General features: G+C 45.7%; 27 protein-coding genes. 6 read left to right on the top strand and 21 right to left on the bottom strand.

What is annotated here, in order from left to right; translation table 11 throughout:
• Nucleotides 1-10 precede the first annotated feature (10 nt).
• The 7 genes from MHB82_RS16280 to MHB82_RS16310 all read right to left on the bottom strand — a co-directional run bounded on the left by MHB82_RS16280 (nt 11) and on the right by MHB82_RS16310 (nt 6635).
• Nucleotides 11-877 (bottom strand): fumarylacetoacetate hydrolase family protein, encoded by an 867-nt coding sequence (locus MHB82_RS16280; RefSeq protein ID WP_341175288.1) that lies wholly within the window; start codon nt 875-877, stop codon nt 11-13.
• On the bottom strand, nt 874-1716 hold the full coding sequence (locus MHB82_RS16285) for a creatininase family protein (RefSeq protein ID WP_341175289.1): 843 nt from the start codon (nt 1714-1716) through the stop codon (nt 874-876). The genes MHB82_RS16280 and MHB82_RS16285 overlap by 4 nt, the downstream gene beginning before the upstream one ends.
• A gap of 72 nt (nt 1717-1788) precedes the next feature.
• Nucleotides 1789-2976, bottom strand: coding sequence for an amidase (locus tag MHB82_RS16290; protein ID WP_341175290.1), 1188 nt, complete (start codon nt 2974-2976; stop codon nt 1789-1791).
• Between the two features lie 21 nt (nt 2977-2997).
• Nucleotides 2998-3810, bottom strand: a complete 813-nt coding sequence (locus MHB82_RS16295; protein WP_110822783.1) for a cysteine hydrolase family protein — start codon at nt 3808-3810, stop codon at nt 2998-3000.
• A gap of 63 nt (nt 3811-3873) precedes the next feature.
• Complete coding sequence (locus tag MHB82_RS16300) at nt 3874-4902, bottom strand: ABC transporter substrate-binding protein (protein WP_341175291.1); 1029 nt, start codon at nt 4900-4902, stop codon at nt 3874-3876.
• A 26-nt stretch (nt 4903-4928) separates the two neighbouring features.
• Entirely contained in the window at nt 4929-5807 is an 879-nt protein-coding gene (locus MHB82_RS16305) for an ABC transporter permease (RefSeq protein WP_110822781.1), read from the bottom strand.
• Between the two features lie 30 nt (nt 5808-5837).
• Nucleotides 5838-6635, bottom strand: a complete 798-nt coding sequence (locus MHB82_RS16310) for an ABC transporter ATP-binding protein (protein ID WP_341175292.1) — start codon at nt 6633-6635, stop codon at nt 5838-5840.
• Between the two features lie 273 nt (nt 6636-6908).
• On the opposite strand from MHB82_RS16310, the gene MHB82_RS16315 reads away from it, so the two are divergent.
• Nucleotides 6909-8507 carry a PucR family transcriptional regulator gene (locus MHB82_RS16315; protein ID WP_341175293.1) on the top strand — a complete coding sequence of 533 codons (1599 nt, stop codon included), beginning with the start codon at nt 6909-6911 and terminating at the stop codon, nt 8505-8507.
• Between the two features lie 204 nt (nt 8508-8711).
• Here the strand turns inward: MHB82_RS16315 and MHB82_RS16320 are convergent, their stop codons facing one another.
• The 4 genes from MHB82_RS16320 to MHB82_RS16335 all read right to left on the bottom strand — a co-directional run bounded on the left by MHB82_RS16320 (nt 8712) and on the right by MHB82_RS16335 (nt 10294).
• Complete coding sequence (locus MHB82_RS16320; RefSeq protein ID WP_341175294.1) at nt 8712-8858, bottom strand: hypothetical protein; 147 nt, start codon at nt 8856-8858, stop codon at nt 8712-8714.
• A gap of 324 nt (nt 8859-9182) precedes the next feature.
• A complete protein-coding gene (locus MHB82_RS16325; protein ID WP_341175295.1) occupies nt 9183-9449 on the bottom strand; it encodes a hypothetical protein in 267 nt (88 codons plus the stop codon).
• A 114-nt stretch (nt 9450-9563) separates the two neighbouring features.
• Complete coding sequence (locus tag MHB82_RS16330) at nt 9564-9845, bottom strand: hypothetical protein (protein ID WP_341175296.1); 282 nt, start codon at nt 9843-9845, stop codon at nt 9564-9566.
• Nucleotides 9842-10294 carry a MerR family transcriptional regulator gene (locus MHB82_RS16335; protein ID WP_095357790.1) on the bottom strand — a complete coding sequence of 151 codons (453 nt, stop codon included), beginning with the start codon at nt 10292-10294 and terminating at the stop codon, nt 9842-9844. The genes MHB82_RS16330 and MHB82_RS16335 overlap by 4 nt, the downstream gene beginning before the upstream one ends.
• A gap of 168 nt (nt 10295-10462) precedes the next feature.
• On the opposite strand from MHB82_RS16335, the gene MHB82_RS16340 reads away from it, so the two are divergent.
• Nucleotides 10463-11314, top strand: coding sequence for an aldo/keto reductase (locus MHB82_RS16340; protein WP_341175297.1), 852 nt, complete (start codon nt 10463-10465; stop codon nt 11312-11314).
• Between the two features lie 213 nt (nt 11315-11527).
• On the opposite strand, the gene MHB82_RS16345 is transcribed toward MHB82_RS16340, so the two are convergent.
• From MHB82_RS16345 to MHB82_RS16370, 6 genes are all read right to left on the bottom strand, one after another.
• The gene (locus tag MHB82_RS16345) at nt 11528-11896 is read right to left on the bottom strand and encodes a MarR family winged helix-turn-helix transcriptional regulator (RefSeq protein WP_341175298.1); all 369 of its coding nucleotides are present in this window, start codon (nt 11894-11896) and stop codon (nt 11528-11530) included.
• 278 nt (nt 11897-12174) lie between these two features.
• Nucleotides 12175-13191, bottom strand: coding sequence for a hypothetical protein (locus tag MHB82_RS16350; protein WP_341175299.1), 1017 nt, complete (start codon nt 13189-13191; stop codon nt 12175-12177).
• An 18-nt stretch (nt 13192-13209) separates the two neighbouring features.
• Nucleotides 13210-14208 (bottom strand): hypothetical protein, encoded by a 999-nt coding sequence (locus tag MHB82_RS16355; RefSeq protein WP_341175300.1) that lies wholly within the window; start codon nt 14206-14208, stop codon nt 13210-13212.
• Between the two features lie 23 nt (nt 14209-14231).
• Complete coding sequence (locus MHB82_RS16360; RefSeq protein ID WP_110822772.1) at nt 14232-15152, bottom strand: helix-turn-helix transcriptional regulator; 921 nt, start codon at nt 15150-15152, stop codon at nt 14232-14234.
• Between the two features lie 90 nt (nt 15153-15242).
• Nucleotides 15243-15431 carry a hypothetical protein gene (locus MHB82_RS16365; RefSeq protein WP_095286843.1) on the bottom strand — a complete coding sequence of 63 codons (189 nt, stop codon included), beginning with the start codon at nt 15429-15431 and terminating at the stop codon, nt 15243-15245.
• Nucleotides 15432-15651: 220 nt separating this feature from the next.
• Nucleotides 15652-17583 (bottom strand): fructose-1,6-bisphosphatase, encoded by a 1932-nt coding sequence (locus MHB82_RS16370; protein ID WP_341175301.1) that lies wholly within the window; start codon nt 17581-17583, stop codon nt 15652-15654.
• A gap of 354 nt (nt 17584-17937) precedes the next feature.
• Between MHB82_RS16370 and MHB82_RS16375 the strand changes: the two genes are divergently transcribed.
• Together MHB82_RS16375 and MHB82_RS16380 are read left to right on the top strand one after the other, a co-directional pair.
• The gene (locus MHB82_RS16375) at nt 17938-19101 is read left to right on the top strand and encodes a glycoside hydrolase family 27 protein (protein WP_341175302.1); all 1164 of its coding nucleotides are present in this window, start codon (nt 17938-17940) and stop codon (nt 19099-19101) included.
• Nucleotides 19102-19305 carry a hypothetical protein gene (locus MHB82_RS16380; RefSeq protein WP_110822769.1) on the top strand — a complete coding sequence of 68 codons (204 nt, stop codon included), beginning with the start codon at nt 19102-19104 and terminating at the stop codon, nt 19303-19305.
• Between the two features lie 47 nt (nt 19306-19352).
• On the opposite strand, the gene MHB82_RS16385 is transcribed toward MHB82_RS16380, so the two are convergent.
• Entirely contained in the window at nt 19353-20168 is an 816-nt protein-coding gene (locus tag MHB82_RS16385) for an AraC family transcriptional regulator (RefSeq protein ID WP_095357781.1), read from the bottom strand.
• Between the two features lie 201 nt (nt 20169-20369).
• Here MHB82_RS16385 and MHB82_RS16390 point away from each other — a divergent pair, with 201 nt between their 5' ends.
• Nucleotides 20370-21905 (top strand): carboxylesterase/lipase family protein, encoded by a 1536-nt coding sequence (locus tag MHB82_RS16390; RefSeq protein WP_341175303.1) that lies wholly within the window; start codon nt 20370-20372, stop codon nt 21903-21905.
• A gap of 145 nt (nt 21906-22050) precedes the next feature.
• Here MHB82_RS16390 and MHB82_RS16395 read toward each other — a convergent pair whose 3' ends face one another.
• Together MHB82_RS16395 and MHB82_RS16400 are read right to left on the bottom strand one after the other, a co-directional pair.
• Nucleotides 22051-23361 (bottom strand): MFS transporter, encoded by a 1311-nt coding sequence (locus tag MHB82_RS16395; protein WP_341175304.1) that lies wholly within the window; start codon nt 23359-23361, stop codon nt 22051-22053.
• A 172-nt stretch (nt 23362-23533) separates the two neighbouring features.
• Nucleotides 23534-23821: a hypothetical protein gene (locus tag MHB82_RS16400; protein ID WP_341175305.1), complete on the bottom strand. Its 288-nt coding sequence runs from the start codon at nt 23819-23821 to the stop codon at nt 23534-23536.
• A 250-nt stretch (nt 23822-24071) separates the two neighbouring features.
• Here MHB82_RS16400 and MHB82_RS16405 point away from each other — a divergent pair, with 250 nt between their 5' ends.
• Nucleotides 24072-24737, top strand: a complete 666-nt coding sequence (locus MHB82_RS16405) for an ArsR/SmtB family transcription factor (RefSeq protein ID WP_095357777.1) — start codon at nt 24072-24074, stop codon at nt 24735-24737.
• A gap of 78 nt (nt 24738-24815) precedes the next feature.
• Here the strand turns inward: MHB82_RS16405 and MHB82_RS16410 are convergent, their stop codons facing one another.
• Nucleotides 24816-25391: a TetR/AcrR family transcriptional regulator gene (locus MHB82_RS16410; protein WP_341175306.1), complete on the bottom strand. Its 576-nt coding sequence runs from the start codon at nt 25389-25391 to the stop codon at nt 24816-24818.
• Between the last annotated feature and the right edge of the window lie 13 nt (nt 25392-25404).

Genomic DNA, 25404 nt, shown 5'->3' on the forward strand with positions numbered 1-25404 from the left:
TACGGATGATTTACTCTACTACTGCTACCGGATTTCGAAGCGTCATAAAGCCACTGATTCTACACTCGGCGACATCTCCTTGCTGAATCCGGGCGGACCCGGGTGTGCCTGTCATGATCACATCTCCCGGATAGAGAGTCATCATCTGTGAAAAATACGAGACAATGAACCATGGATGATACATCATGTGAGACACCGTATTGCTATGAATAACCTCATCATTCAACACAGTTTCAACGACGAGGCTCTGCAGATCGCCTATTTCGTCAGGTGTTATGAGTTGTGGTCCAAGACTGAAAAATGTATCGAATACCTTGGATCGCTGCAGGAATCTGGGGTTCCGTGCGTGAATGTCCTGGTTAGTCATATCCAGCGTTGCAGCAAAACCTGCAATGACCTCCTTCGCACGTTCTTCCGGCACATTTTTGCAGGTTCGGCCGATGATAATGCCAAGCTCTGCTTCTGATGTCACATTCACATCCTGAGCCGTCAGCTGGATATACTCTTCCGGCCCGATCAGGCTTGAGTCCGGCTTCATGAAGCAGACTGGCTCACGCTCTGGAGGAGTAGATGCGAGATCGATCGCTTTTTGCACATAATTCATGCCAATTCCCCATATTTTACGAGGGTGGCGGAAGAGAGGAGCGGATATGGCTCCTTCTAAAGGTATGAAAGGGATTGATGAAACTGCTCTATCCCCGTGCCTCTGATACCACTGGATTAGCTCCTCTAGCTGGCCTTGCTGCAAAATCTCCATAACCGAGGTGCCCCATGAGCTTCCTTCCGCCCTGTTGATCTCCTCCAGAAGAAAGAATCGTTCCGCATGTTCAATTGCGGCCTGTTCACCATCGCCGTGTTTCAGACTGACGAGCTTCACGGGGTGCTTCCTGCTGGCTGTTGAACCGGTTCAGTCCCGCGGACATCGGTGATTTCAAAATCACACAGTTCCTCCAGCGCCTCTGACAAAATCGTTGAGATTCTATCCTGAATAATACTGCCTTTCTCCGGCGTGGCCGTCGTAGCATCACCGGCAATGCCGGTAGTAGAGATATCAGCCATCTTCCAGGCGAAACGAATTTTCCCTTCTAATGTAAGAAAGCGGTATGAGGACATATCAGGAAGCTCCTTGACAAGGAACTCCTCCTTCACCCAGTCCGGTTTGATGGACATTACGAGAGAAGTCTCATAATCACCACCATGAATACCGAATTCCAGTTCCTCGGAAGTGAGGAGATCCTCCGCCACATTCAGACTGCTGGGACTGAGATAGAAAACCATCATCCCCGTTCTGATCCGTATTTCTCGTGATACTGTATTTAGCAAATCCACGTTGCCGCCATGGGTATTAAACAACAACAGCTTGCGAAAACCACTGGCCTTCAGACTTTCTGCAATGTCCAGCATGATGGCATGCAGTGTGCTCGCCGATAAGGAAATGGTGCCAGGAAGCCCGATATGTTCATTGCTTTTGCCGTACGAGATCGGAGGCAGCAGCCAGATCTCCTTATCCGCCCGCACCCGCTCCAGCGTTTGTGTTAATGTCGCTTCCCCAATCAAAGTGTCCGTATATACGGGCAGATGGGGGCCATGCTGCTCCACAGCTCCGACTGGGAGAATAACCAGCGCCTTATCCTTTGGCAGTTCTTTGACCTGTTTGCTTGTCAGACGGGGCAAAAATCGTTCCTCCCACGCTGTTCCTTCATATCGTTGAAACATAACTGACACCCTTTCTCCTGCGGCTTTAATGTTTTTACGCGTAGCTCCATGTCCATATATCGAATGATGCTCTTATCCTTTTACTTCTGAATTTACTGCTGAAAGAAAGGATCTGGCCCATTCCAGCAGACGTTGATCCTGTCCCGGACCGACAATGATCGAAATACCGACCGGGCAGCCCAGTACCTCCGCAGCCGGAATCGTAAGCTGCGGCAGACCCGACAAGCCGGAAATGCAGGTTAAACGCATCGTTTTCACTCTTCGTTCTTCAATTAAAGGCCCGCCCAAGCCCAGCTTCGGGGCCGCTCCAGTCGTCGTCGGAATCACAAGCACCGTATCCGTTCTGAGCAGGTCAGCCATGTGCTTGCACACCTCAACCCGGCGTTTGGCTGCCTTCTCCTGATCGGCAAGTTCAACAGTGCTTGCCCAGGAGAATCGCCCGGCCGTATCTGGTCCGAAGGTCGGCTGCTCACGTTCAATCCACGCCCCGTGCTCCTGCCATATTTCATAGCCCTGGATCGTCCTGAACATGGTCATCCATTCAGGTAGACCCTGCGGGGCGATGCGAACCGTTTCATGGTTCGCAGCCATGCCGCAAAGCAACTTCAGGTAAGGGGTAAGTGCCTCTTTGCTCTCCGTATCAGCAAGCTCCCACGCATCCTCACCGATGAGCACCCGGCTGAAGCCTGTACCCGAGTCTGTCTGCGGCAAAAGCACTTCTCCTACCCGGCACAGCGTCTCGAGATCACGTGCCATCCAGCCGACGGTGTCGAAGCTGGGAGCGAGTGGGATAACACCTTTCTCGGAGACAATGCCATGCGATGGACGCATTCCATAAATTCCACAGTACGAGGATGGAACACGGACCGATCCTCCCGTATCCGTTCCAAGGGAGAAGTCAGCAAGCCCAGCGGCGACAGCAACCGCCGATCCGCTAGATGAACCGCCAGGGATACGATCGGGTGCCCTTGGATTCACTGGTGTTCCATAATGAACATTTTCACCATTCAAGCTGAACATCAGCTCATCCGTATGCGTCATCCCCGTTAGCCTAGCTCCTTGCTGCAATAGCAGGTTGAGCGTTTCCGCGTGTTCCGTTGCTGGCCCGTGCGTCTGGAGCCAACGTGGATTACCCGCGCCATTTGTATTGCCACGGACGGCAAATACATCCTTGACCATAAAGCTGAGTCCTTTCAGCCTACCCTGTCCTGTGGGTTCAACGATCACCTGGTTGACAATGGCGTTCCATTGGTCCTTCATTGCTTCATCCCATCCTTCCGCTCAGCCTTCTAAAGATGCCAGCTCTTCCGAGGTGTTTCTTTCTATAGGAGTCGCTGCCCCGCTAAGCTCTTGTACCAACCAGGTGGAATCCGTAACGAAGCCATAACATTGCTTGATATTGTACAATGTCGCTTCTATGCAGAAATCCGGGGAGCTTGTTGCTGAGCAATCCTCCAGAAGTATGCCATCATATCCGAGACAAGCCGCGTCCTGCAGTGTATGCATGACACACTGATCGAGATTTACCCCGGCAAACAACACCGTTTGAATATTGAGATTGCGTAGAATACTGTCCAGTGGTGTATCCCAAAACCCGCTCATGCGATATTTATCCACATAGATATCATCGGGGGACGAATCCAGACCATCGACAATTGCCGTTCCCCAACTGCCTTTCTCCAGCACTTTGGAGCCGTTCCCCGGCAGCGGGTCCCCGATGCCGTTGCCCCGACCATCCGAATTGTACACGTGGAGCACGGATGGCGGCACGTTCATTCGGTCTTCCCGGTTGCCCCAGTTCACCCAAATAACAGGCACTCCCGCTTTGCGCAGCTCGGGCATCAGTCGGTTCAGCCGGCTGACCGGGTTTAGGAGCGGAGAGGTATCGACCCCAATGGAATCCAGCCATCCACCCGGTGTACAGAAATCATTCTGCATATCGATGACAATAACTGCCGTATGCTCGAGATCAAATATGACTTCCTGCGGCTGTGCAGGGAGGGTTACTGACTTGCCGTACTTTTGCGTTCGCCTCAGATCCACCAGCGTTTCGGACACTTGCCAATAGCTCTTTCGATTTCCAAGTTTGAACATATTAAGTCCCCTCATTTTTTCTGAAATTTCTGATTTGAAGCTTTACATACTTTTGGTTCAGGTTTATGGCTTCATCAGATACTCCGTTGTAAACGCCTGGGTAACATCTAGTGCCTTCGTCAATCCTTCACCCTTGATCATCTGATCCTGGAGGGTACTCCAGCGTTCCTTTGTCATGTAACCAATACCATTTGCCTCAGATTCCTTGTTAAGAATAAAGGGCTTTTCCTGCACTGCTTCATAATTCATTGCTTCTACCGTCATATCGGGATTGTAGGTTTGAATAAACGGGTTTACCTTTTCATAGTTGTCTAGATAATAGCTCCAACCTTTCTGACTTGCCTGCACGACAGCTTCAACAACATCAGGGTGCTCTTTAAGGTAATCTTCCGTCGTAAAAAGAACGTCTGCATAGTTCGCATAACCGGAATCGGCGATTTTCAGATAGTCCACCTCAACCCCCTGCTGAGAAAGTGCGTAAGGCTCATTCGTGATGTAACCCTGATTGAGCGATCTGGGGTCATTGATAAAATTGACCAGCTGCCCGTTATACTTCATTTCTTTTACATCTGTCAGATTGTATTGGCTCTTGATATATTCCCAGTAAGGCACCGCTGTACCGATGTATACGGTTTTGCCGTTCAGGTCTGTGAAATCCTGAATGTTCTCCCCCTTGTGGTACATCAGAACCTGCGGTGTGCTTTGAAAACCGGCAAGGATACCGACAACAGGGATTCCCTGTTCCCGCGCCTTCAAGATTTCATCCGCATAAGAGATACCGAATTCAGCTTTGCCTGCAGCGACAAGCTGCATGGTTGACACCTCGGGGCCTCCTGGCTGAATCGTCATGTCGATTCCTTTTTCCTTATAAAAGTTCTGCTGCAATGCCGCAAAATAGCCTCCATCTTCCCCTTTGGCGTACCAGCCCTCGATCAGTTTTACCTGCTTCAAATCTGTTCCGGCCTCCCCTCCCGCCTGGGCGGCGGATTCTAGAGCGGAGGAATTGGAGCATGCGCTCAGAAGCAGTAGGATCAAAGAAGCAGCCGACAGCAGCCATTTCTTATAACGAAAGTTCATATGATGTTTGGACATGTTGGATCTCTCCCCCGGTTCTGGTATCATTTCATTGCTGATTCATGCCAGGACTTCAAAAGTTTGTTCGACACCATGTTGATGATTAGGAAAAATGCGATTCCTAGGGCCGAAGCCGCTAAACCGCAGGCGAACAGATAAGGCGTTTGCAGGCGGGTTGCCGCAACGGTAATCCCGTAACCGAGTCCGCCTTGTCCGCCACCAATGCCTGCAATGTATTCACCCACGATCGCTCCGACAACCGAACTGGAGCATGAAATTTTCAGTCCTGCCATAATGTACGGAAGTGCCGCCGGAAATCTAAGCCTCCAAATGGTTTGCAGCTTGCTTGCATTATACAAATAGAATAAATTCTTCATGTTCTGATCCGTTGAGTTCAATCCGATCAGCGTATTCGATAAAATCGGGAAAAAGCTGATTAAGAATGAAATGATCACAATGGCATTTATTCCCGCTCCGAACCAGATCACTATGATTGGCGCTACCGCAACGACCGGAATAGTCTGTAGGATAATAGCGTAGGGATATACGCTTTTTTCCACCGTTTTGGACAGGGCCAGTAGAATGGCCAATGAAATACCGAGCACTACACTGATCGTAAAACCGATCAACGCCTCAACAATGGTTGTGCTTACCGACGTAATCAGATTCGCGCTGTTCTCAGCAGCGGCTGCGGCAATATCGGATGGCTTGGGCAAGATATATGGGGGCATTCCGAGTATCCGCACAATTAATTCCCATCCACCAATAAACAGGACAAACACGACGATTGGCGGCAGAATTTTTTTCAGCAGTCCAATGACTGGGCTCTCTTCTGCCGGATAATGGCTGCGGGCATTGTCCTTCCCAGAAGCTCGGATACCTGGTGTCGTTTCAACGGCTGGATTAGCTACCATCTCTTCCATGTTGCTTCCCTCTCCTCTCATTTCTGGCTATCAAAGATTCAGTACATTGGACACGCTGCGTACATATTCACCGAATTCAGGTTGGGTCCGGAATTCATCATCCCTCGGATAGGCAAACGGAATATCAATGAAATCCGAAATTTTACCGGGACGAGGCGTCATCACCACGACCTTTGTTGATAAGAACACACTTTCGAACACGTTATGCGTAATGAACAGAACCGACATCTTCTTGTCCTGTTCCCAAATATTTAGCAGTTCATTCTGCAGCGTCTGCCTGGTAATTTCATCAAGGGCGCCAAACGGTTCGTCCATTAACAGCAGCTTGGGACGAGATATCAACGCTCGTGCAATAGATACTCTCATCTTCATTCCGCCTGACAACTCACGCGGCAGCACTTTCATATAATCCTTCAGGCCTACCAGCTCTAGAACCCGCTCCCCTTCGGTAATCCGCTCCTTTTTGGATACGCCACGCAAAGTAAGAGGCATGGTGACATTATCAATCAGCTTGGCCCACGGGAGCAGGGTATGCTCCTGAAATACAAAGGCAATTTCATTCTGTTTACGCGCTTCCTTTGGGGAAGTACCCAGCACGGTCAGATGACCGGAGGTCGGTTCCGTCAAACCGGCAATCATATTGAAAATGGTAGATTTCCCGCAACCGGAAGGACCGACAAAACATAGGAATTCTCCTTCCCCCACATGCAGATTCGCATGCTGCACAGCTACAGTGCCATTGGGGTAGATTTTGCCGACATCATCGATTACAAGCATGGAACGACTGTCCTTTTGGGTCGCTGCCTGTTGATTTTGGGTGAGCTGCATCTGAATCCCCTCTTCTCTTTGAAGTTGTGTCCTATCATATAGCCAAAAAATATTCGTGTAAATATACCTTACACAATTTTGGTTTTTTATCTAATGGTATACGCTTTACGTTGGTTCAAAAACAGAACATTCTTTGTTTTAGGTTAACTTATGTGACATATATATAACGAAAGGGATTGCAGAAATTCGACAAGACCCTATATAATTGCTTAAAAAGTTACGTGATGTCCGGTACCTGATTCAGATATGTATCGTTTGGGAGGATGGATTGACATGCAATTAACTATAGAAGAGGCGTTGGCGGTGTACCCGTTATCGGAAGGGAAGTTGGCAGCCGGTAAAAAAGGAATTTCTCGAACGATTAGCTCCATCAATTTGATGGATGCGCCGGATGTGATCAACTGGATGAAAGAAGGGGAACTCTTGTTGACTACAGCGTATGCGATTAGGGATTCACCCGAGGAATTTGTTAATTTGCTACAAAAGCTGAATGAACGTGGGGCCTCCGGGCTTGGCATCAAGCTTGGTCGATACTGGGCGGAAATACCAGAGATTGCCCTGCTGGAAGCCGATCGGCTGGGCTTGCCCCTAATTGAGCTGCCCTTTCAATTCACCTTCTCCGAGCAGATCACCGCTCTCTACCAATCCGAGTTCCAACGCGATACCCGCCGGCTGAATGAATTGCTTGAAACACAGAAGAAGTTGGTTGATTTTGCGATGCAGGCGGATGAGTACACCAATTATTTTCAAAGTATCACAAGCATTTTAGGGGTTCCTTTAGCCATCGTTACCTCTGAAGGACAGACCTTGTATAACATGACCCGCTGTTCCGATATGGAGCTATTGAGCGATTGGCCCTGGAATCAGGACAATCGGTTTTACAAGTCGGCGAGCAACCTGTTGTATCGGGTCCCCCTGCTGAAAAACGGAAAGTCATACGGTTACTTGCTGATACAAACTGAAAATCTGCTGGAAGCACATGAAATGGAAGGCATTTTTCACCAAGCTGCCGTGATTCTTTCCTATCATCTGGAGGTCATCCAGAATCAGGAGGCCACTGCGGCAGGTAGTCGTCTTGGCGCAGCCATGGAACGTTACTTAAAGGGGAACGCCTCGCTGAAAACGGTGCTCGAATTTGCCGAAGCATTGGGAAGCACATTTTGGAGCACGCCCTACGTATGCATGGTATCTTCCTCAAGAGCGGATGCTTGGGACCATGAAAGTCAGAGGCGCAAACTGAGGGAGATTCAGAATAGGCTTCAGGACCATCCCAAAACGTCCTCCTTGGAATCCCATCATTTTTATGTGATGAATCGCATGTATTCACTCTTCCCCCTTCTAGAAGAAGAGGCCAAGGATCGAAGGAAATATGAGAATTCGGTACGTTTGTATGCTGATTTGATGCATTCATGGGACCACGGAACCAGGACATGTTTTATCAGTAAAGTGAGAACGGGCATGGAGGAGTTCATCGACGGCTTCCGGGAGTGCCGGGAGGCTGAGAGAATCAGTACAGAGCTTGGTTTAAGCGAACCGGTTGTCATGTTTGCTGACCTGGAGTTTATTTATCTCTTCAAGCATATTCCGCAGGAGGTTATGGTCCGGTATTGCTCTTATTTATTCCGTCCACTGCAGGACAAAGAAGAGGAGTACACCAGTGAGATGATGCACACACTTGAAGCCTACTTCGCCAACAACGGCCAAGTGAATGAAACGGCACGTGAGCTATATATCCATCGCAATACCGTACTGTACAGGCTGGAGAAAATTTCGGGGCTGCTGAATCTGGATTTGAAGAATACCGATCATCTGCTGCTCTTAAAGCTGGGACTTATGTTTAGGCACTTGATGTCGCCTGATAGACAAATTTAAAAAAGGTCAATTGTCGTCGCGCTCCATTCCACCCCAATAAAAAAAACCTCAGCAGGTTTACCGAGCTGAGGTTAATAAATTCACTATACTTGTTCACGTTTCTCTTTATCTGCTGCCACTCTAGTGTCTTTTGATTCCGCTTGAATTTCACATCAGGTGCTTCGAATACTCCCTAATTGACTACTAGAGCCGCACCTAGCTTATTCATTTAATAACTTCCACCTTTTTATCCCCTGCTGTCTTCGCTACCTCTAACGTTGTATTACCTTGGATCGCGACGATTACGCCAGCAGCCAGCAGAGAAACGATTAAAGCTGCGCTGAGAGTTGTGGACATTTTCTTCTTGACCATAACCATACCTCCGGTATCTATTATGTAATAAGCAACTATAGTTTGACGAGTCTAGGGTGACTACATGATTACAAAAAAGAATTACAATATTTCACTTTTATTGTGAAGTAACCCACTTAATGATTGTATTATAACCCAATGTAAATGATTGTAAAGGGATTTTTCCCTAGGTTAGACAAACAAAATATTCGGCGCGGCAAATAAAGCTGTAGACTTTAACTCCGTTAGTTGGCCTCTTCCAGCACAACTACATGGCTAGAATGAAAGAAGCAACAGTTATATTTCACGCCCCTCCGCCTTGGCCACCGTCAAATATGCCCAATCTTATCCGAGCCTGATCGGACCGCATCCATCCGCTTGGAATTTGATGACAGCCTCATCATACTGCTTTTTCTGCGCTTCGCTTAGATTGGCAACGTATCGCTGTCTCGCCTGTTCAAATTGTCCTTCTGTACCGTAACGATAGTAAAAATAAGGGCTGAGGATTCTTTTTGGAATCTTAGCATTTTCTTCTATGACACATTGAGGATCAGATAAGAGCTGCTCGATCAATGGTATGTTGTGCTGTGTAATATGCTCAGTAATAGACATCAGGCTGTCCTTAAATTCCTCTTTCCCGAATAACTCATACCATCTCAGTTCAGAATGCTGATAGTAGCTTTCCGGTAGACCCGTATGTGCCTTTTGCTTGTTATGCGTGACTTTTCAGTGCACCATTACTTCCATACTCGTTCCAGCTACATTTTGTCTATTGGCCTGAAGATAGATGGATATCAACAATTCCTGTGTTTTCATCTCGAGTGCTATGCGGGATTTTACATATTTGAAGCCAGCGAGTGGTAACAAATCCTGCAGTGATTTTAACGTAAGCTCTATCAATTCATGAGCCGATGACTGTTCGTTAAAAGTATACTGACCAAGAATGGCGTTCATGCTTGCATCTATACTTGATTCCGCACTTGCACTTTGACCTGCGTTTTTGTTCATAGTAGATCATCAGCAGAGGATGCGTAAAATACGTCTCCATGCATATGTTTAATTCGATCCCAGTTAGCGGGATTGGTTGTGTCTAGGGAACGGTTCTCCATTATGGCTTGATATAAAGCGGTCTTTTCTTCCAAATGCGCTAAGTGCTGTTTGGCTTCTTCAAACTTAGCAAGAGCTGCCTCTCTATGCTCCATCATAAGTGTGTACCGTTGTGGGATCGTTGAATCTCCTTCGAGACAGTAATCAACATACATTTTAATATTTTCAATCGGCATCCCGGATTGTTTGAGACATTTGATGCCATGTAACCAGTTGATTGATTCTTCGTCAAACATTCGAATATTATTCTGATTGCGCTGTACACTTGGCACCAAGCCTTTATCTGTATAAAAGCGAATAGCGTGCTCGGTGAGTCCTGTTATCTGCGCGGCCTCTTTGACGGTATGCATGTGAAGACCTCCTTGAAAAATATAAATTCCGAAGATGCTTGCCTTCGTGTAACACGAAGGTGATAGGCTCATTGTAATGCAACTCGACCATGAAGGTAAACCCAGTTGAGGTGCCCGAATTCGAATCAAGGGCCATTGCATTATATTTAAATATTAGGAGGAATTACGATGCAAACCGTAACATTAAACAATGGGGTAAAAATGCCGGTTATCGGCTTTGGTGTTTACCAAGTTCCGGATGCTGAAGAATGTGAGAATGCAGTATATGAAGCGCTGATGGCTGGTTATCGGTTGATCGACACTGCATCCGGTTATTTAAATGAGGAACCGGTCGGACGTGCGATTAAGCGCAGTGGCGTGCCTCGTGAAGAACTGTTCATCACGACCAAGCTCTGGGTCCAGGATGCCAGTTATGAGAGCGCTAAGCTTGCTTTTAACAAATCCTTAAATAAGCTGCAGTTGGATTATCTCGATTTATATCTTATACACCAGCCGTTTGGCGATTACTATGGTGCTTGGCGTGCAATGGAAGAACTGTACCATGAAGGTAAAATCAAGGCGATCGGTGTTAGTAACTTCCTGCCAGATCGTCTGATGGACCTTATCGTGCATAATGAAATCGTGCCAGCTGTTAACCAGGTCGAAACTCACCCGTTCTATCACCAAACCGAGAGTGCCACTTTTATGAAAAAACAAGGAGTTCAACATCAGTCGTGGGCTCCATTCGCTGAAGGGCTCAATAACATGTTTGGCAACGAAGTGCTGATATCCATTGCTGCAAAACACAGTAAGTCTGTCGCGCAGGTCGTGTTGCGCTGGCTTGTCCAGCGTGGAATCGTTGTCATTCCGAAATCAGCGAAAAAAGAACGGATCGTCGAAAACTTCAACATCTTCGATTTTGAGTTGGATACCGAAGATATTGAACAAATTACGGCCCTTGATACGCGGAAGAGTCTTTTCTTATCGTATCACGATCCGGAAGTCGCCAAGATGATGGGAAACTGGAAGATTGATCTTTAAACCATATTGTAATGTGCAAAAAAGAATGTTGATCTGTCAGATCAACATTCTTCATTTTTTTAATCATCCAATTCGTAAGCAGACTATTTAAGGACTGGTAATTGAAGAATTCTACATCCATATAACCTTGTTGTGTTTCGCGGTTCGGGTTGTATATCCCACAAGTTTTCACCATGCAAGTTCCAGACCGATCTCAGCCATATGCTGGATGCATTAACCGACGGTTCCCATATTCGTTACCAACTTTTCAAGTTTATCAGCGTCATCCATCGTTAACGAATTGAACTGAGTATCAGCCAAGTTATACAGATTGGGAAGTATACAATCTATTAAGTGTCTACCTTTATCCGTTAGTTGTACGAATATCACTCGACGATCCGAATGACAAGGAATCCGAGTTAGCAGCTTTTTATTCTCCAATTTATCCAAGATATACGTCAAAGCACCACTAGTCAAAGAAACATGTTGAGAAATCTGTTGAATTGCTTGTTTCTCTTCATGTTCAAGCGATACTAACACAGAAAGTTCCGTGAAATTGAGATCTGCTTTCTTTAACTCGCTCCGAAATTGGTCCTGAATCATTTTTGACATTTGAATGAAATGAAGACATGCTTGATATCGAAAATTATTCATTGTTTTTCACTCCATTTCATATATCTCAGTTTTAAGATTCTTTATTTAAATATTACTCGTTATATGTACTTTTGTCAATTTCAGATCAAGCTCAGCATCAAAATTTCTTGTTACTGATAACTACAAAAAGCCTCCATATTCAATTCCCCAGGATGCCAGATAAACGCAAAAAAACCTCCCAGGCTTCAAAGAGCTCGGTTCGGTTTTTATTCACGGCATGATGACAGCTATCTCAGTCCAACATCTTTAAAACGATTGCCGATGGTTTCGGGAAAGGCCTGCTTAATCGCATCAATGGCACGTTGTTCCGTCTCTCTCGCTTGATGGATAAGCGCTATCACAGACTGTACACACTCCGGTTCTTTGACATCCCATAAGTTGGACTGATCAACCCAACCAATCATCTCCAAATAAAGATCTGACAACGACGTATATTCTTGTATGACCTGAACCATGTGGTCAGAGAGGTATCCAAGCTCTGTAATATAGGAGGCAATATTCTCTCTTGATTTGCCATAATATCGGAGGACTGCAGCAGCTTGCCTTGGTTCATAAACTCTTGATTCCAGTGCTGAAGCAATGGCAGAATATGCAGCAGATCCACAGGCGTAATCCTGAGGTGGCAGCATGTAATCATGGATTTCCCATTTGTATACGGCCTGAATCAACGATTCCTTGCAGACCTCCCATACATCTACCGTTCTACAGGATTCAAGCACTTGATAATACCAATAAGGCGTACTATTTCGCCCAAAAGAATCGTAAGGCAAACGAGTAACGTCTTGGCCTTCGCTGTTACAGAGGAGCAAAATCTGCTCCACATCATCATACCCGGCAGCAATAACAAATTGGTCATGCCATACTATAGCCCCCACACCCCGATCAATGGATGACTTAATGTCCACCAATGCCTGTTTTTGATACAGTGGAAACGTCGGTGCAAATGAAAACCCTGCTGCCTGGCTGGCCGTTACTCCAATAAAATCAGCAGCTACAAAGTTCTCTGCCATCCAGTTGTAGGCTGAGATTGATTCTTCGGTCAAATGCCGATCTACGACCAACCGAAACACAGTTGCTGTCATGCCCGCAATCATGTGACGCGGGAATTCGGTCCACTTCTTATGTATTAAAATGCGGTGCATCACATCTGCATATGAACCCATACCGCTACACCTCATGTTTGGATCCTTAGAATACTGCGCTTGTTTGGCCTGAATCAAGTCCAGATAAACTTGTTTTGTCATGATCCTTCCTCCCTCTGTCTATCTTGCCGAGTGCGCCCCCCATCGTGGCACAGTAGAACGCTTACGATCAGGGAATTTCAAGGATATTACGCGAAAATGATTGACCGCTTGCTCTTCTAGTGCTTTCGCTTCCATTAGAACTTGTGCCAGTTTGTCCGCTGCATCCAGCTCCAGGGTCCATTTATCCTCCTGCTGAATCATGAATTCCCTCATCTGGTGAATTAACGTTCCAAGCTGGTCATAACATGAATAAGCTTGGTCCAGCTCATCCCATATTCCTTGCATATCCTGCAGGTACATTCGAATTTCATCACGAGACTGACAATAAGATTCTAAAAGATAAGTTACCCCCGTTGGATCATAATCACCACTTCGTAGAGCTTGCACCCATACGTCATATGCCAATCGGCCAGAAGCGATGTTTTGATCTGGTAGTAAGCGATAAGGGATATCCCAGTCCTCGATAGCAAGTCGTAAGGATTCCAACAACATATCCTGTTTGGGTATTGGAAGTTGCTCACCAAAGACCTGACAATACCAGAAACCTGTGAAATTTAGCCCAAAATTGTCATATAGCAAAATCTGAGGCTCCTTACTCGACCCATCTTGTAAGTAAAAGATACAATCATCGTCATCATATCCATGTATAACGCCGAACTCCGGAATCCAGTAAATTACTCCTTTTCCCTCGTCCAGACTTCGCTTAACCCATTGCACTGCATCTCGCTGATAATAATTGAATGTAGAATGGCGCGTACGTCCTCCATCCCAGATCGTGAATATTCCCAGGTTGTCGATTCCAGGACGGTGTGCTTCTCCCCATTGTCCATACGCCGTTACCGACATGGGAAGAAGCCTGCGATGCACCGAAAGTTTAAAAGCCATTCCTGTATACCCGGAGAGCAAATATTTTGCACCTTGAAACTGACCTGTATGGGTCAATATAGCATGCAGACTATCCACAAATGATTTAGACTCTCGCTTTAACATCAGGTTGTTTAGCTGTACTTCTGCCAAGATAAGTTCTCCCTCCATGGTCTTTACTTCACGTGAGCATGATTTGAATTATGAAGTCTGTTAAGTATTACGTTTGCATGGCTCTGCATCTTGTTTCTTAGCCACCCAGGAGATATTAATTCCTCCCACTCACTTATAAGTAAATGCTGCATGAAAGCCTCTGTATCATAAAATTCTATAAAGTGAATTTGATCCTGTTTGTCTCGAATGCGGTATCCTTGCCACTGCTCTGTTTGTTGCACTTCTTTTAAGCGAATCTCAGCTACAAATGGTTTTCGAACAGGTAGAGGTTCTTCCCATCCACTGAGCTGCATGTCTGAATTACATTCGAATGTTTCATCCGTCAATCGCACATGAACGATACCCTCCAGCCGTATGGCACTTTGCTGTACAGGATCCGTTTCATAGCCAATGACGTAATCAGCATTGTACTGGGATATGATCTTCAATGGACACCAAGGAAACTGCCTTTCTCCGGAAAAGTCTCGGTAATACATATGTACTTTAAGTGATTCTGTTATGGCATGGGATAATAATTCAAAATGCTGAAGAAGCTTCGGCGATGCCGCGAATGTGGGTAGTGGTCGGCTCAATATCTGCTGCTCTTCAGCCGTAAATCGCTCTAACAGATGCGCCACACGCTTTACCACATCAGATTGTTCGTGATTAAAATGCCGATAACGATGAGCCAAATACTTGAGGACGCTCTGTTCTTCTTCTGTCATATATAAATGGGGTAATCGATAGGTCTGGTCCTCATAACAATACCCTCTATATTTCGCAAGATATAGTAAAGGGGCACGTAATGAAATCGCCATATATTCAATATCACGCTGTGCCTGACGCCGGGATATTTCAAATTCACGGGCAAGCCAGCTGCTGTTCGGAAAACGTCCGCTTCGAATCTGCTCGTCAAACCAGTGAATACGATGCATATTACTCATCTTTACAGGCCCCCATTGATTCCACATTGTGCTAAACGTAAACCCATTATACCAAACGAATGGCCCGCTCCGAAGAACAGGCCTGTTACGTTATACGGTTGCTCTATCCACTCTGGATTGTACAGCCTTGGAACATTTTTTGCATACTTTCAGGCTGGTACCATCTGTTTTCGTTTGCGAATACAACAGTTTAATACGTGTGCTGCTGCATACCGGACATGTTCCCCGCCCCCTGGAAGGAATATTCCACAAGACGCGTCCTCTTTTGGTTTTTGCCAATGGTGTGAACCTCTTTTCAATGTAGTTTGTGTGTTCACCGTTATTATAGAGGTCATGGTACGACATAGAATGTCGCAGCAGTTCGTATTGAAATCAGATTGATCTATAAAAAATGAAAAGCTCGCACAGGCAGGGTAACATGACTTCCCTGCCCAATACGAGCGTCTACACCAAATTGCACTCAAACCGTTTGATCCGAGTGGGTACGTTTAGCAATAGTTCATTTCATCGAGCGATATTCCAGTAAATCCGTCAAATTCGAGATCTTCTGCAGCAGCTTTTCCCCGATATTGGTTTCCCTCACCAGTTTCCGCGCCAGTTCTTTGTCCACCAGTCTTTTTATAGATAATACATCCGTTCCGTTACACAGTACATCTTCTTTTGAATTAAATTTCTGATGGGCGACGAGCTGCATGCCAAAGGAATTATACAACAAGGTATATCCCGCAATGCCCGTTGTGGATTGATAAGCTTTGGAAAATCCACCGTCAATGACGACCATTTTCCCGTTTGCTTTAACAGGGCTCTCTCCACGAATTTCTTTAACTGGCGTATGTCCGTTAATGACATGTCCATGATCCGGATTCAAATCGAACTCCAGCAAGATCTTTCGACAGATCTCTTCCTTTTCACGCAAATGGTAGTAAGGGTTCTTTCTCTCCTTATGGGCTTCCTTATCTTGGATAAAGTACCGTTCAAAAGTGGTCATTTCTCTCTTGCCAAAGAGCGAGGAACATTCCCCTGTCCAGATGTACCATACCATATCTGTTGCCAGATCATCTGTCTCTTCCGGATGCGCAAAGGCGTAACGTAGGTTCTCTTCAAAAACATCGAGCAGCTGACGGCCCGCATACGTCTTGTCTTCAATCTGCATTTCTTCCATATTCCCTTCTTCATCCAAAGGAATACAACCGTGGATTAACAAATTCCCGTTGTATTTTAAATAAAGGCTGCCCTTTTTCATAAGGAAATTCATATGCCTTGCCAGCTTCTCGGAATGCTGAACGGAGAAAAGCAGCTTCTCCATCACCTGGCGTTCTTCCTCCAGCAATTGTTCAGGGTTCTGTGGATTTACGGTTCCAAAACAGGTGTTTTCCAGCTGGTATGTTTTTCCGCAGATGTTGATTTCATTTTTGTCGTAATCAATCTTCTCCAGCAGAAGTCTTTCAGACATATTAAAGTCTGGGCGTCTTTTGATAATCGGGATTTCAAGCTTAAACTGGATCATGGCGATGGCTTGGTGAATCTTGGTGATCTGCAGAATTTCCTGCTCCGATACGTTATGGCCACCCTGCAGCTTAGGTCTGAAAGAAGGATTATCTTCATAGTATTTCTCCGCCAGGTTTAACAGTGGGCGAAGATTGATTCCGTATACATCTTCGATGATGTCCAAATTGTCGTATCTCGCGCAGATCCGGATAATATTCGCAAGGCAGACCAGAGAACCTGCATAGGCGCCGATCCAGAGCACATCATGGTTTCCCCACTGAATGTCTACAGAATGATAGTTGATTAACGTATCCATAATTTTATCGGGGTCCGGCCCCCGGTCATAAATATCGCCAACCACATGAAGGTGGTCAACCACCAGACGCTGGGTCGTATAAGCAAGGCCGATAATGAGATTGTCCGCCTGACCCAAAGATATAATTTGCCTATATATTTCCTCGTAATACGGATCCTTATTGTTGGTCGTATCCGTCTTGTATAGAAGCTCTTCTACAATATATACATACTGTTTCGGCAGAGCTTTCCGCAGTTTGGAGCGTGTATATTTGGAAGAGGCATAAGAAACAAGCTTAAGCATGTTTTCTATCGTTTGTCTGTACCACTGGTTCAAGGCCTGTTTATTGCTCAGGTCCCCTATAACCAGCTTTATTTTTTCTTCCGGATAATATACCAATGCCGCAAAATCATTAATTTCCTGCTCCGTCCAAACCTCACGGAACAATTCTTTGATTTTCTCTTTAACGGTACCTGAACCGTTTCGTAGTACATGCTGAAAAGCCTGGAACTCCCCGTGCAAATCACTGACAAAATGCTCGGTTCCTTTTGGAAGATTGGAGATCGCTTCAAGGTTGATAATCTCTGTTATGATTTTTTCTTCCGTATCATATTTCTCAGCAAGTAGATCTAAAAATTGCTCATCCAAAACAGATGTCCCCTTTCAAGGAATTATCGTGATGTATAGTTGGGTCCAATCTTTGCAAATGCAATTATAACCACTCTATATATGTTTTTTACCAAACACAGAATTCCTTCTAAATGCGATCCGCAAAGGTCATTATACTCCAGTTTCTCATGGTTCAACAAATTTCATTGAATGAATGTACTTGGCGTTTGCTTTATTTAAGTCCACTGGACAACATCAGTCCATATGGAAGCAACGTCAAGCTATGGCTGAATTCATATTTATCGTTTAAGTTCATTGTAGTTATTTTGAAATAACAATTGTGTTTACACTATTCATACTTATGAAACTAGGATTTAGGAAGGAAGCGAGATTATGAGCAATCATTCGTTAATGGGGTTTGCCCCTGCACTAGGATGGAATTCATGGAATACCTTCACGTGGGACATTAATGAACAATTGATTCGGGATGTTGCCGATGTGTTTGTTACGGAGGGTTATCTGGACGCCGGATACGAGTACATCGTCATTGACGATTGCTGGAGTCTGAAGGAACGTAATGCAGATGGTAATCTGGTCGCAGACCCCGCTAAATTTCCGAGTGGAATGAAGGCGCTTGCAGATTATATCCATGACAAAGGTCTCAAATTTGGCATGTATTCCTGTGTTGGTACACATACTTGTGCAGGTTATCCAGGCAGCTTCGAGCATGAATTCCAGGATGCTGCGTTATTCGCCGAGTGGGGCGTGGATTATTTAAAATATGACTACTGTTTCAAGCCGCGCCATATCTCAGGTGAGCTGTTATACAAGCGCATGAGCCTTGCACTCAAAAACTGCGGGCGGGATATCCTATTCTCTGCCTGCAATTGGGGAGAGGACAACGTATATGAGTGGATTCGTGAGTCAGGGGCTCATATGTATCGCTCCACCGGTGACATTCGCGACAACTGGCAATCGGTCAAGGACCTGGCTCTGTCTCAGCTCGGCAAACAAAGCTACACTGGCTCCTTCTGCCATAATGACATGGACATGCTCATCGTTGGCATGTATGGCGGAAGCAACAACGACTTTATTGGAACCATCGGCGGCTGTAACGACACTGAATACAAAACCCACTTCTCGCTCTGGTCCATGATGGGATCCCCGCTTATGATTGGATGTGATGTACGCAAGGCCAATCAGGCAACCAAGGATATTCTGATGAACCCGGACCTGCTTGCCATCAACCAGGATGCGGAGGCACCCGGAGCCTATCGCATCAAACCCGAGCCTCAATGGTTCCATACCGATGATGTATTCATGCTGGTGAAGGTGCTGACAGACGGTGATCTTGCCATCGGATTCTTCAACTTGAGTGACAGTCAACGCGAGCTGTCCCTTCAATTCTGGGATATGGGGCTGCCTTACGCTGCGGGTTATTCCCTGACACTCTACGATTGCTGGGAACACAAGGAGCTGGGTGTATTCCGCGAGCGTTATGCACCGGTGGTTGGGGCTCATGATTGTCTCGTCGTGCGAGCCAAATTGGTGAAATAAATGGCACAGAGCAGGCTGTGCACCACTTGCCAGGTTCCACTCTCGTCGGATGATGTGGGTATCTATCTCAAACTGGTCTCTCGCACAGCCCAGCAATTCCTCTGTATCGATTGTCTCGGTGTGAAGCTGAATTGCGGGCGGGATCCGATTGAGAAGCTGATTCGTTACTACCGTGAATCCGGGAACTGTGCACTTTTTCGATAAAAGCAATATGTAATCTGTCTATCCGTTAGTGTACTGAACGTTTTCCCTTAGAGTTCTGCTTGTTTCTGATGTAACAGCATATAGGCTGATGGTGTATGTGATGTTGCCTTTTTGAATACTCTGGAAAAATAAAGCGGATCATTATACCCAACCGAATAGGCTATGGATTGAATGGACAATCTGGATGACTTCAGTAGCTCACAGGCGCGCCGGATACGGCAAGCCGTTATATACGCCGAGATGGATTCGCCTGTAGCTTCTTTGAATCTGCGGAACAGGTAGCTTCGCTCCAGATTCACGGCCTGTACAATCTCCGCAACCGTCAAGGTCGATTTCCAGTAGTTCTGCTCAATATAGGTCCTCGACAGCCACACATAATCTCTGGCTTCCTCCTGCGTCTCGCATGGAAAATACTCCATGTAATAGGATAATAACAGGTGCAATCGTGCATCTGCCCTAAACACTTCACTTGGTGATGCCCCCGCATTCCAAGCCAGGTGAAACCAGGGTTCCAAGGTTTCCGGCGCAGCTGGCAGTACGGGGTGCTGGACCGAGAACTGTGTCAACGCTATAAGTCGTCCTGCGTCTCGTCCATTGAACTCCATCCATACGTATTCCCACGGGTCGGCGGGATCGGGGTAGTAATAGATTTCTTTTTGCGGAAAAATAATAAAGCTCTCTCCCGCACCGAGCCGAAATTGCTGGCCTCCGGTTTCCAGTGTACCCTGCCCTTGCATGATATAATGCAGCGCATAAACATCACGCACGCCCGGTCCCCACTGGTGAAGATTGACGGGTTTATGGGCGCCGCTTATAAAATAAACCTGACTCGCCCTGCTCCCGTCTGTCCATAATGAGTCCACATCCGGCTCCTCCCTTCTTGATACCAGTCATTATATATGATTTTGTGGAGTTTTGATTTATTTTGATGCTAGAAACTTCCTTTCAAGTTGCTTATGATCGGAATAGTGGTCTCATAACCAAACAGAGATATGTAAGCGCAACCACACACATCTTGGATCGACATGAATAAGGATGCTCAATTCAGAGAGGAGAATGTTGTGTTGCTTAGAATCGTTCAGGTAGAAAATGGCCAAGTTCAGGGGCTGCCTGCCGCAGACCCACGTGTTACAAGTTTTAAAGGTATCCCATTCGCCGCCCCACCGGTAGGCCAGAACCGCTGGCGTGCACCACAACCTGCATCCGATTGGGATGGGGTGCTGCAAGCTTTTGATTTTGCCCCCACCTCTATGCAGGCCCCGACCGTCATTGACGATAATAACATCTATACGCGAGAGTGGTCTGTTGATCCCGATCTGCCGATGAGTGAGGATTGTCTATATTTGAATGTGTGGACACCTGCCAAACGAACGGATGAGAAGCTGCCTGTGTTTGTCTGGTATTTTGGCGGTGGGCTTCAGGTGGGTCATACTGCTGAAATGGAATTTGATGGTGAGCGCATTGCCCGCAGGGGCATTGTCGTGGTTACCGTCAATTACCGTCTGAATGCGTTTGGTTTCCTGTGCCACCCCGAGATTAGCGCTGAATCCCCACAAGCACCTGCGAACTTTGGTCATCTGGATCAGCAGGCAGGTACGGCCTGGGTGAAACGTAACATCTCTGCCTTCGGCGGTGATCCGGATCAGATAACCATTGGTGGACAATCTGCAGGCGGCGGCAGTGTGCTAAGTCAGATGACTTCCCCGCAGAACAAAGGCCTGTTCCAGCGAGCTGTCATCATGAGTGGAATTGCGACCGAACTGTATCCCAATGTGCGTGTACCTTCAGTCCGCGGGACACTGCGGGATGCTGAGCAGAAGGGCGTTGATTTTTTCCGTTTTCTGGGCGTATCCAGTTTAGATGAAGCCAGACAGCTGGACGCGGTCACGTTGCGGGATAAAATCCTGGAATTTCAAAGCTTCTGGGGAACAGTCATCGATGATCAGTTCTGTACGGGTGATCCGTTCATTCGTTTCATGCAGCATAAGCGCGAACTCGTTCCCGTTATGCTTGGACATACCTCTTCCGAGTTTTGGACCAAGCCTGCGGTAAGCAGTATGGAGGAACTGAAGCAAACGGCAACCGAACTGTTTGGAGAGGATGCGCCCGTCTTTTTGCAGCGCTGTGGAGCCGATACTGAAGATCTCGATCATGTATTAAAGCTGGCATCGATCCGCATGATTGAGCATGCGATTCAACTTGTGATCCGCTCCAATAGTGGTCATCCATCCGAGACACCGCTCTATTATTATAATTTCGACGCGGAGATTCCGGGCTGGGATCAGCCAGGCACATTCCATTCCGTTGATCTGTGGTTTTTCTTCGAAACTCTCGCCAAATGCTGGCGGCCTTTCGTCGGTAAACATTATGACCTGGCACGCCAGATGTGTAATTATCTGTCCAATTTTATCGCGACAGGCGATCCGAATGGTCTGGATTCCACTGGCAAACCTTTACCCTATTGGATTCCAAGCAGTACCGAGCGGCCTTACCGCATGGAATTCGGTGATACGTCCCAGTTACAGCGTGCAGAGCCGGGGCCTGTACTTGAATTGGTCATTAAACAGTATTTCAAAAAGCAGAATGAGCCTGTTGTGTAAACATTCATCCGTGTATATGAATCAGACAATGAAGAGCCATGCAAGTATGCACGGCTCTTTACGTTGTCCAGCCTTTTATTGCTTACTCTACTTAGTCAAACCATAGATTATTGATGCGTTTGAAAAAGTATAAATCTGACTGAAATCAAACCTTTTGCTTTTTGCGGGACCAAACGACAACTGGAATAAGCAGCAAGGAAAGGAACCCTCCGATAAAAGAAAGGGTTGTGTAACTGGATTGGGCCACGACCACACCCGATAATGCTCCACCAGAAGCACCAGCTAGTGCGATTAACACATCCACTGTTCCCTGTGTTTTTGCCCGTGATTGAGGGGGTGTAGCGTCAATAATAGCTGCTGTTCCACTAATTAATCCAAAGTTCCACCCTAAGCCAAGAAGTGCAAGACCAAGAATGAGAAGTACCATTGAATCGCCTGGAGCAAGCGCAGACACCAGGCCAGCTAAGAGCAAGGTTATACCTGAAGCGTAGGACATTAATGTACGCCCGTATTTATCGACAAGTGCACCGGTAATCAAGGAAGGCAGATACATTGCTGCAATATGAATACCAATGACAAGACCAACATCTCCTAAACCATGCCCATGATGCTTCATATGAACCGGTGTCATGGTCATAATGGCTATCATGACAATTTGAGTTAGTACCATCACTGCAGCTCCTACGATGATACCAGATTTATTAACAATTGGTTCTTGAGGAGTTGTTCCATCCACACTGTTTTGGATGTCTTTTGCACGCTGTGCTTCTGCTATAGCTTTGGAGACGATAAATGGGTCCGGTCGTAAAAAAATGAGAAGAACCACTCCGGCAATGATATAAGCCAGGGACGCGAGCATAAATGGTCCTGTAAGGGCTGGTGCCCCTAGTGAAATGGCCACTTGCCCCGTGATGTTTACGAGATTCGGTCCGGCTACTGCACCAAATGTTGTGAAAACCATGGCTGCACTAATGGCTTTGGCACGCTGTGTGGGCTGAGCCAAGTCTGTACCCGCGTAACGAGCCTGTAGGTTTGTTGCCGTACCAGCACCATAGATTAACAATGAAATAAAGAGCAGCGGTAAATTGTCCATTACAGCAGCTAGTACAACTCCGATTGCTCCAATTCCTCCTCCGATGAATCCGGTCGCTAATCCTGCACGACGCCCAAAGTTCTGAGAAAGGCGACCAACCAATAACGCAGCACCTGCTGAACCTAATGTAAATAGTGCTGCCGGCACTCCCGCGAAACTATCCGTTCCTAGCATATCCTGGGCAAGCAGCGCGCCCACCGTCACGCCCGCAGCTAATCCAGCTCCTCCGAAAATCTGTGAAAGAATAACGATGATCATGGTTCTTTTATACAATTGACGCTGCTTCTCAGGCGACTCCACATATTTTGTTAGTGATTCTGAGATATTTTTTTTGCCGAAGGAATCTAATGAGTGTTCAGACATTTCCTGTTCTCCCTTATATTATATCTAGCGGTATTCAGAGTAATTTTTTGTTTTCCCATGATCGACTATCCCTCCATATATGATTTGAAAAATCTAGAGTTCCCCGCATTACTTTCCCCAGACACCTCATTAGATTGATGTCATAAACTGACACAACTGAATGTAATGCTTATTAAAATCTATTATAAATTCGAATCTCTGGTTCAGCTTGAAGCAAGTCTTTCAGTCCAACAACAACATCATTCGTGAAAAGGTCACTTTCTAAGTATGCATTAGCTTCAGCCTCGCTGTTAAAGCCATGAAGAACTTGTACATCTTCATCACGGACTAACAATTCCTTAGATACGGCACCAGCAATACCTGAAAGAAATGGCTCTTTATATTTTGTATAAACATTTACAGCCGCCTCTCGTTCCTGTGCATTAATTATGAGTGTAATTTGAAGATATGCTTTGGCCATGATTGTAAAACCTCCATTAAATAATGTATTGATTGCATAATTCAAATTGTCAATCAATTAATTGAATTATATTTCACTATGAATTACTTCGTCAAGTAAATATCTTTTGACCGGTTCTTGATTACATGGAAGAACATGATACAATTTTATTAATCAATTGAATCAATTCAATCATTAAAGCTAATGATTGATGATAAACACATTTCATATCATGTCAGAACATTATTACTTAGAATAGAGGTTATTCACGATGGAAGATAAATTGGATACAGCAAAAGCATTAAAAGAAGAACTGTATAGACAGCTCGCCCGAATCGGCAAAAGTTTATCAAGCGACAAACGACTTGAAATATTGAATGTACTAGCTCAAAGCCCTAAGACTGTTGAAAAGCTGGCACAGTTCACAGGCATGAATATAGCGAACGTATCACGCCATCTGCAAATTTTGCTTGATGCCAAGCTTGTTAAGTTCACCAAAAAAGGGACATATGCCATTTATTCCATAGCAGATCCGGAAATTATTGATTTTATGTCTTCGCTTTGGCGTATAAGCGAGAAGCAACTTCCAGATATCTCGAAATTAAAAGATGATTTTATAAATAACCTCAATGATATTCAAACCCTCTCCATGGATGAAGTCATGGAGAAAGTTGATAATGAATCCATCATCTTAGTGGATCTACGTTCGAAGGAAGAATTTGAGACAGGACATATTCCTGGAGCCATTTCAATGCCCATGGATAAGCTGGATATCATGCTGCGAGAACTCCCAAAGAACGCTGAAGTCGTTGCTTACTGCCAGGGACCCGTTTGTGCATACTCAGCAATCGCTGTAGAAAAATTGCAACAAGAAGGTTTCAAAGCCTACCGTATGGATGCAGGTATCAATGAGTGGCAAAGCCATTTCATCAATTAAGCCTTCTAAACAAAAACCACCTAATCATCATTTTGATGAATAGGTGGTTTTTGTATGCAAATAGACTTCTTGCTCTGTTTATTGAACTACCGATGATATATAGCCAGAGACGAGCGAATCATAGTATCCTATGTCACCCGAAGTTCTGGATAACAATTGAGCACCTTGTACAAATGCGATAAGTGTCTTAGCTTGTCCCAGAGCAGAATTAGAGAACGAGAATTCGCCACTTGATTTCCCTTGTTCAAGTACATCATGGACCCAAACCGTATTGGCTTTGAAAAACTGGTTTAATTCATCACGAATTTCAGTCGGAAACGAATTCAGTTCAGCAGCCATCATGGAGCACAAACAGAGCTTGGTGTTGTTTTCCAAAGTTTCACGATAGAGTTTGAAAAAAGATTCTAACTTCTGCTTTCCACTCGGATCTTGATCGTTTATTTGTTGAAGTTTATACATAAATTCTTTGCGGTATCGTCTCAAAACAGCCTGAACCAAGTCTTGTTTAGATGGAAAATGATAATGAATACTCGCTTTACGTATTCCAATAGCATCGGCAATGTCAGCATAGCTAAATCCATTATACCCCCGCTCTTGAACCAGGATGAGGCCTGTATCCATAATCTCCTGTAATGTATTTCTTTTAATAATCATTAACGATCTCTCC

Source organism: Paenibacillus sp. FSL K6-2862, from assembly GCF_038005125.1.
GTDB lineage: Bacteria > Bacillota > Bacilli > Paenibacillales > Paenibacillaceae > Paenibacillus > Paenibacillus illinoisensis_A.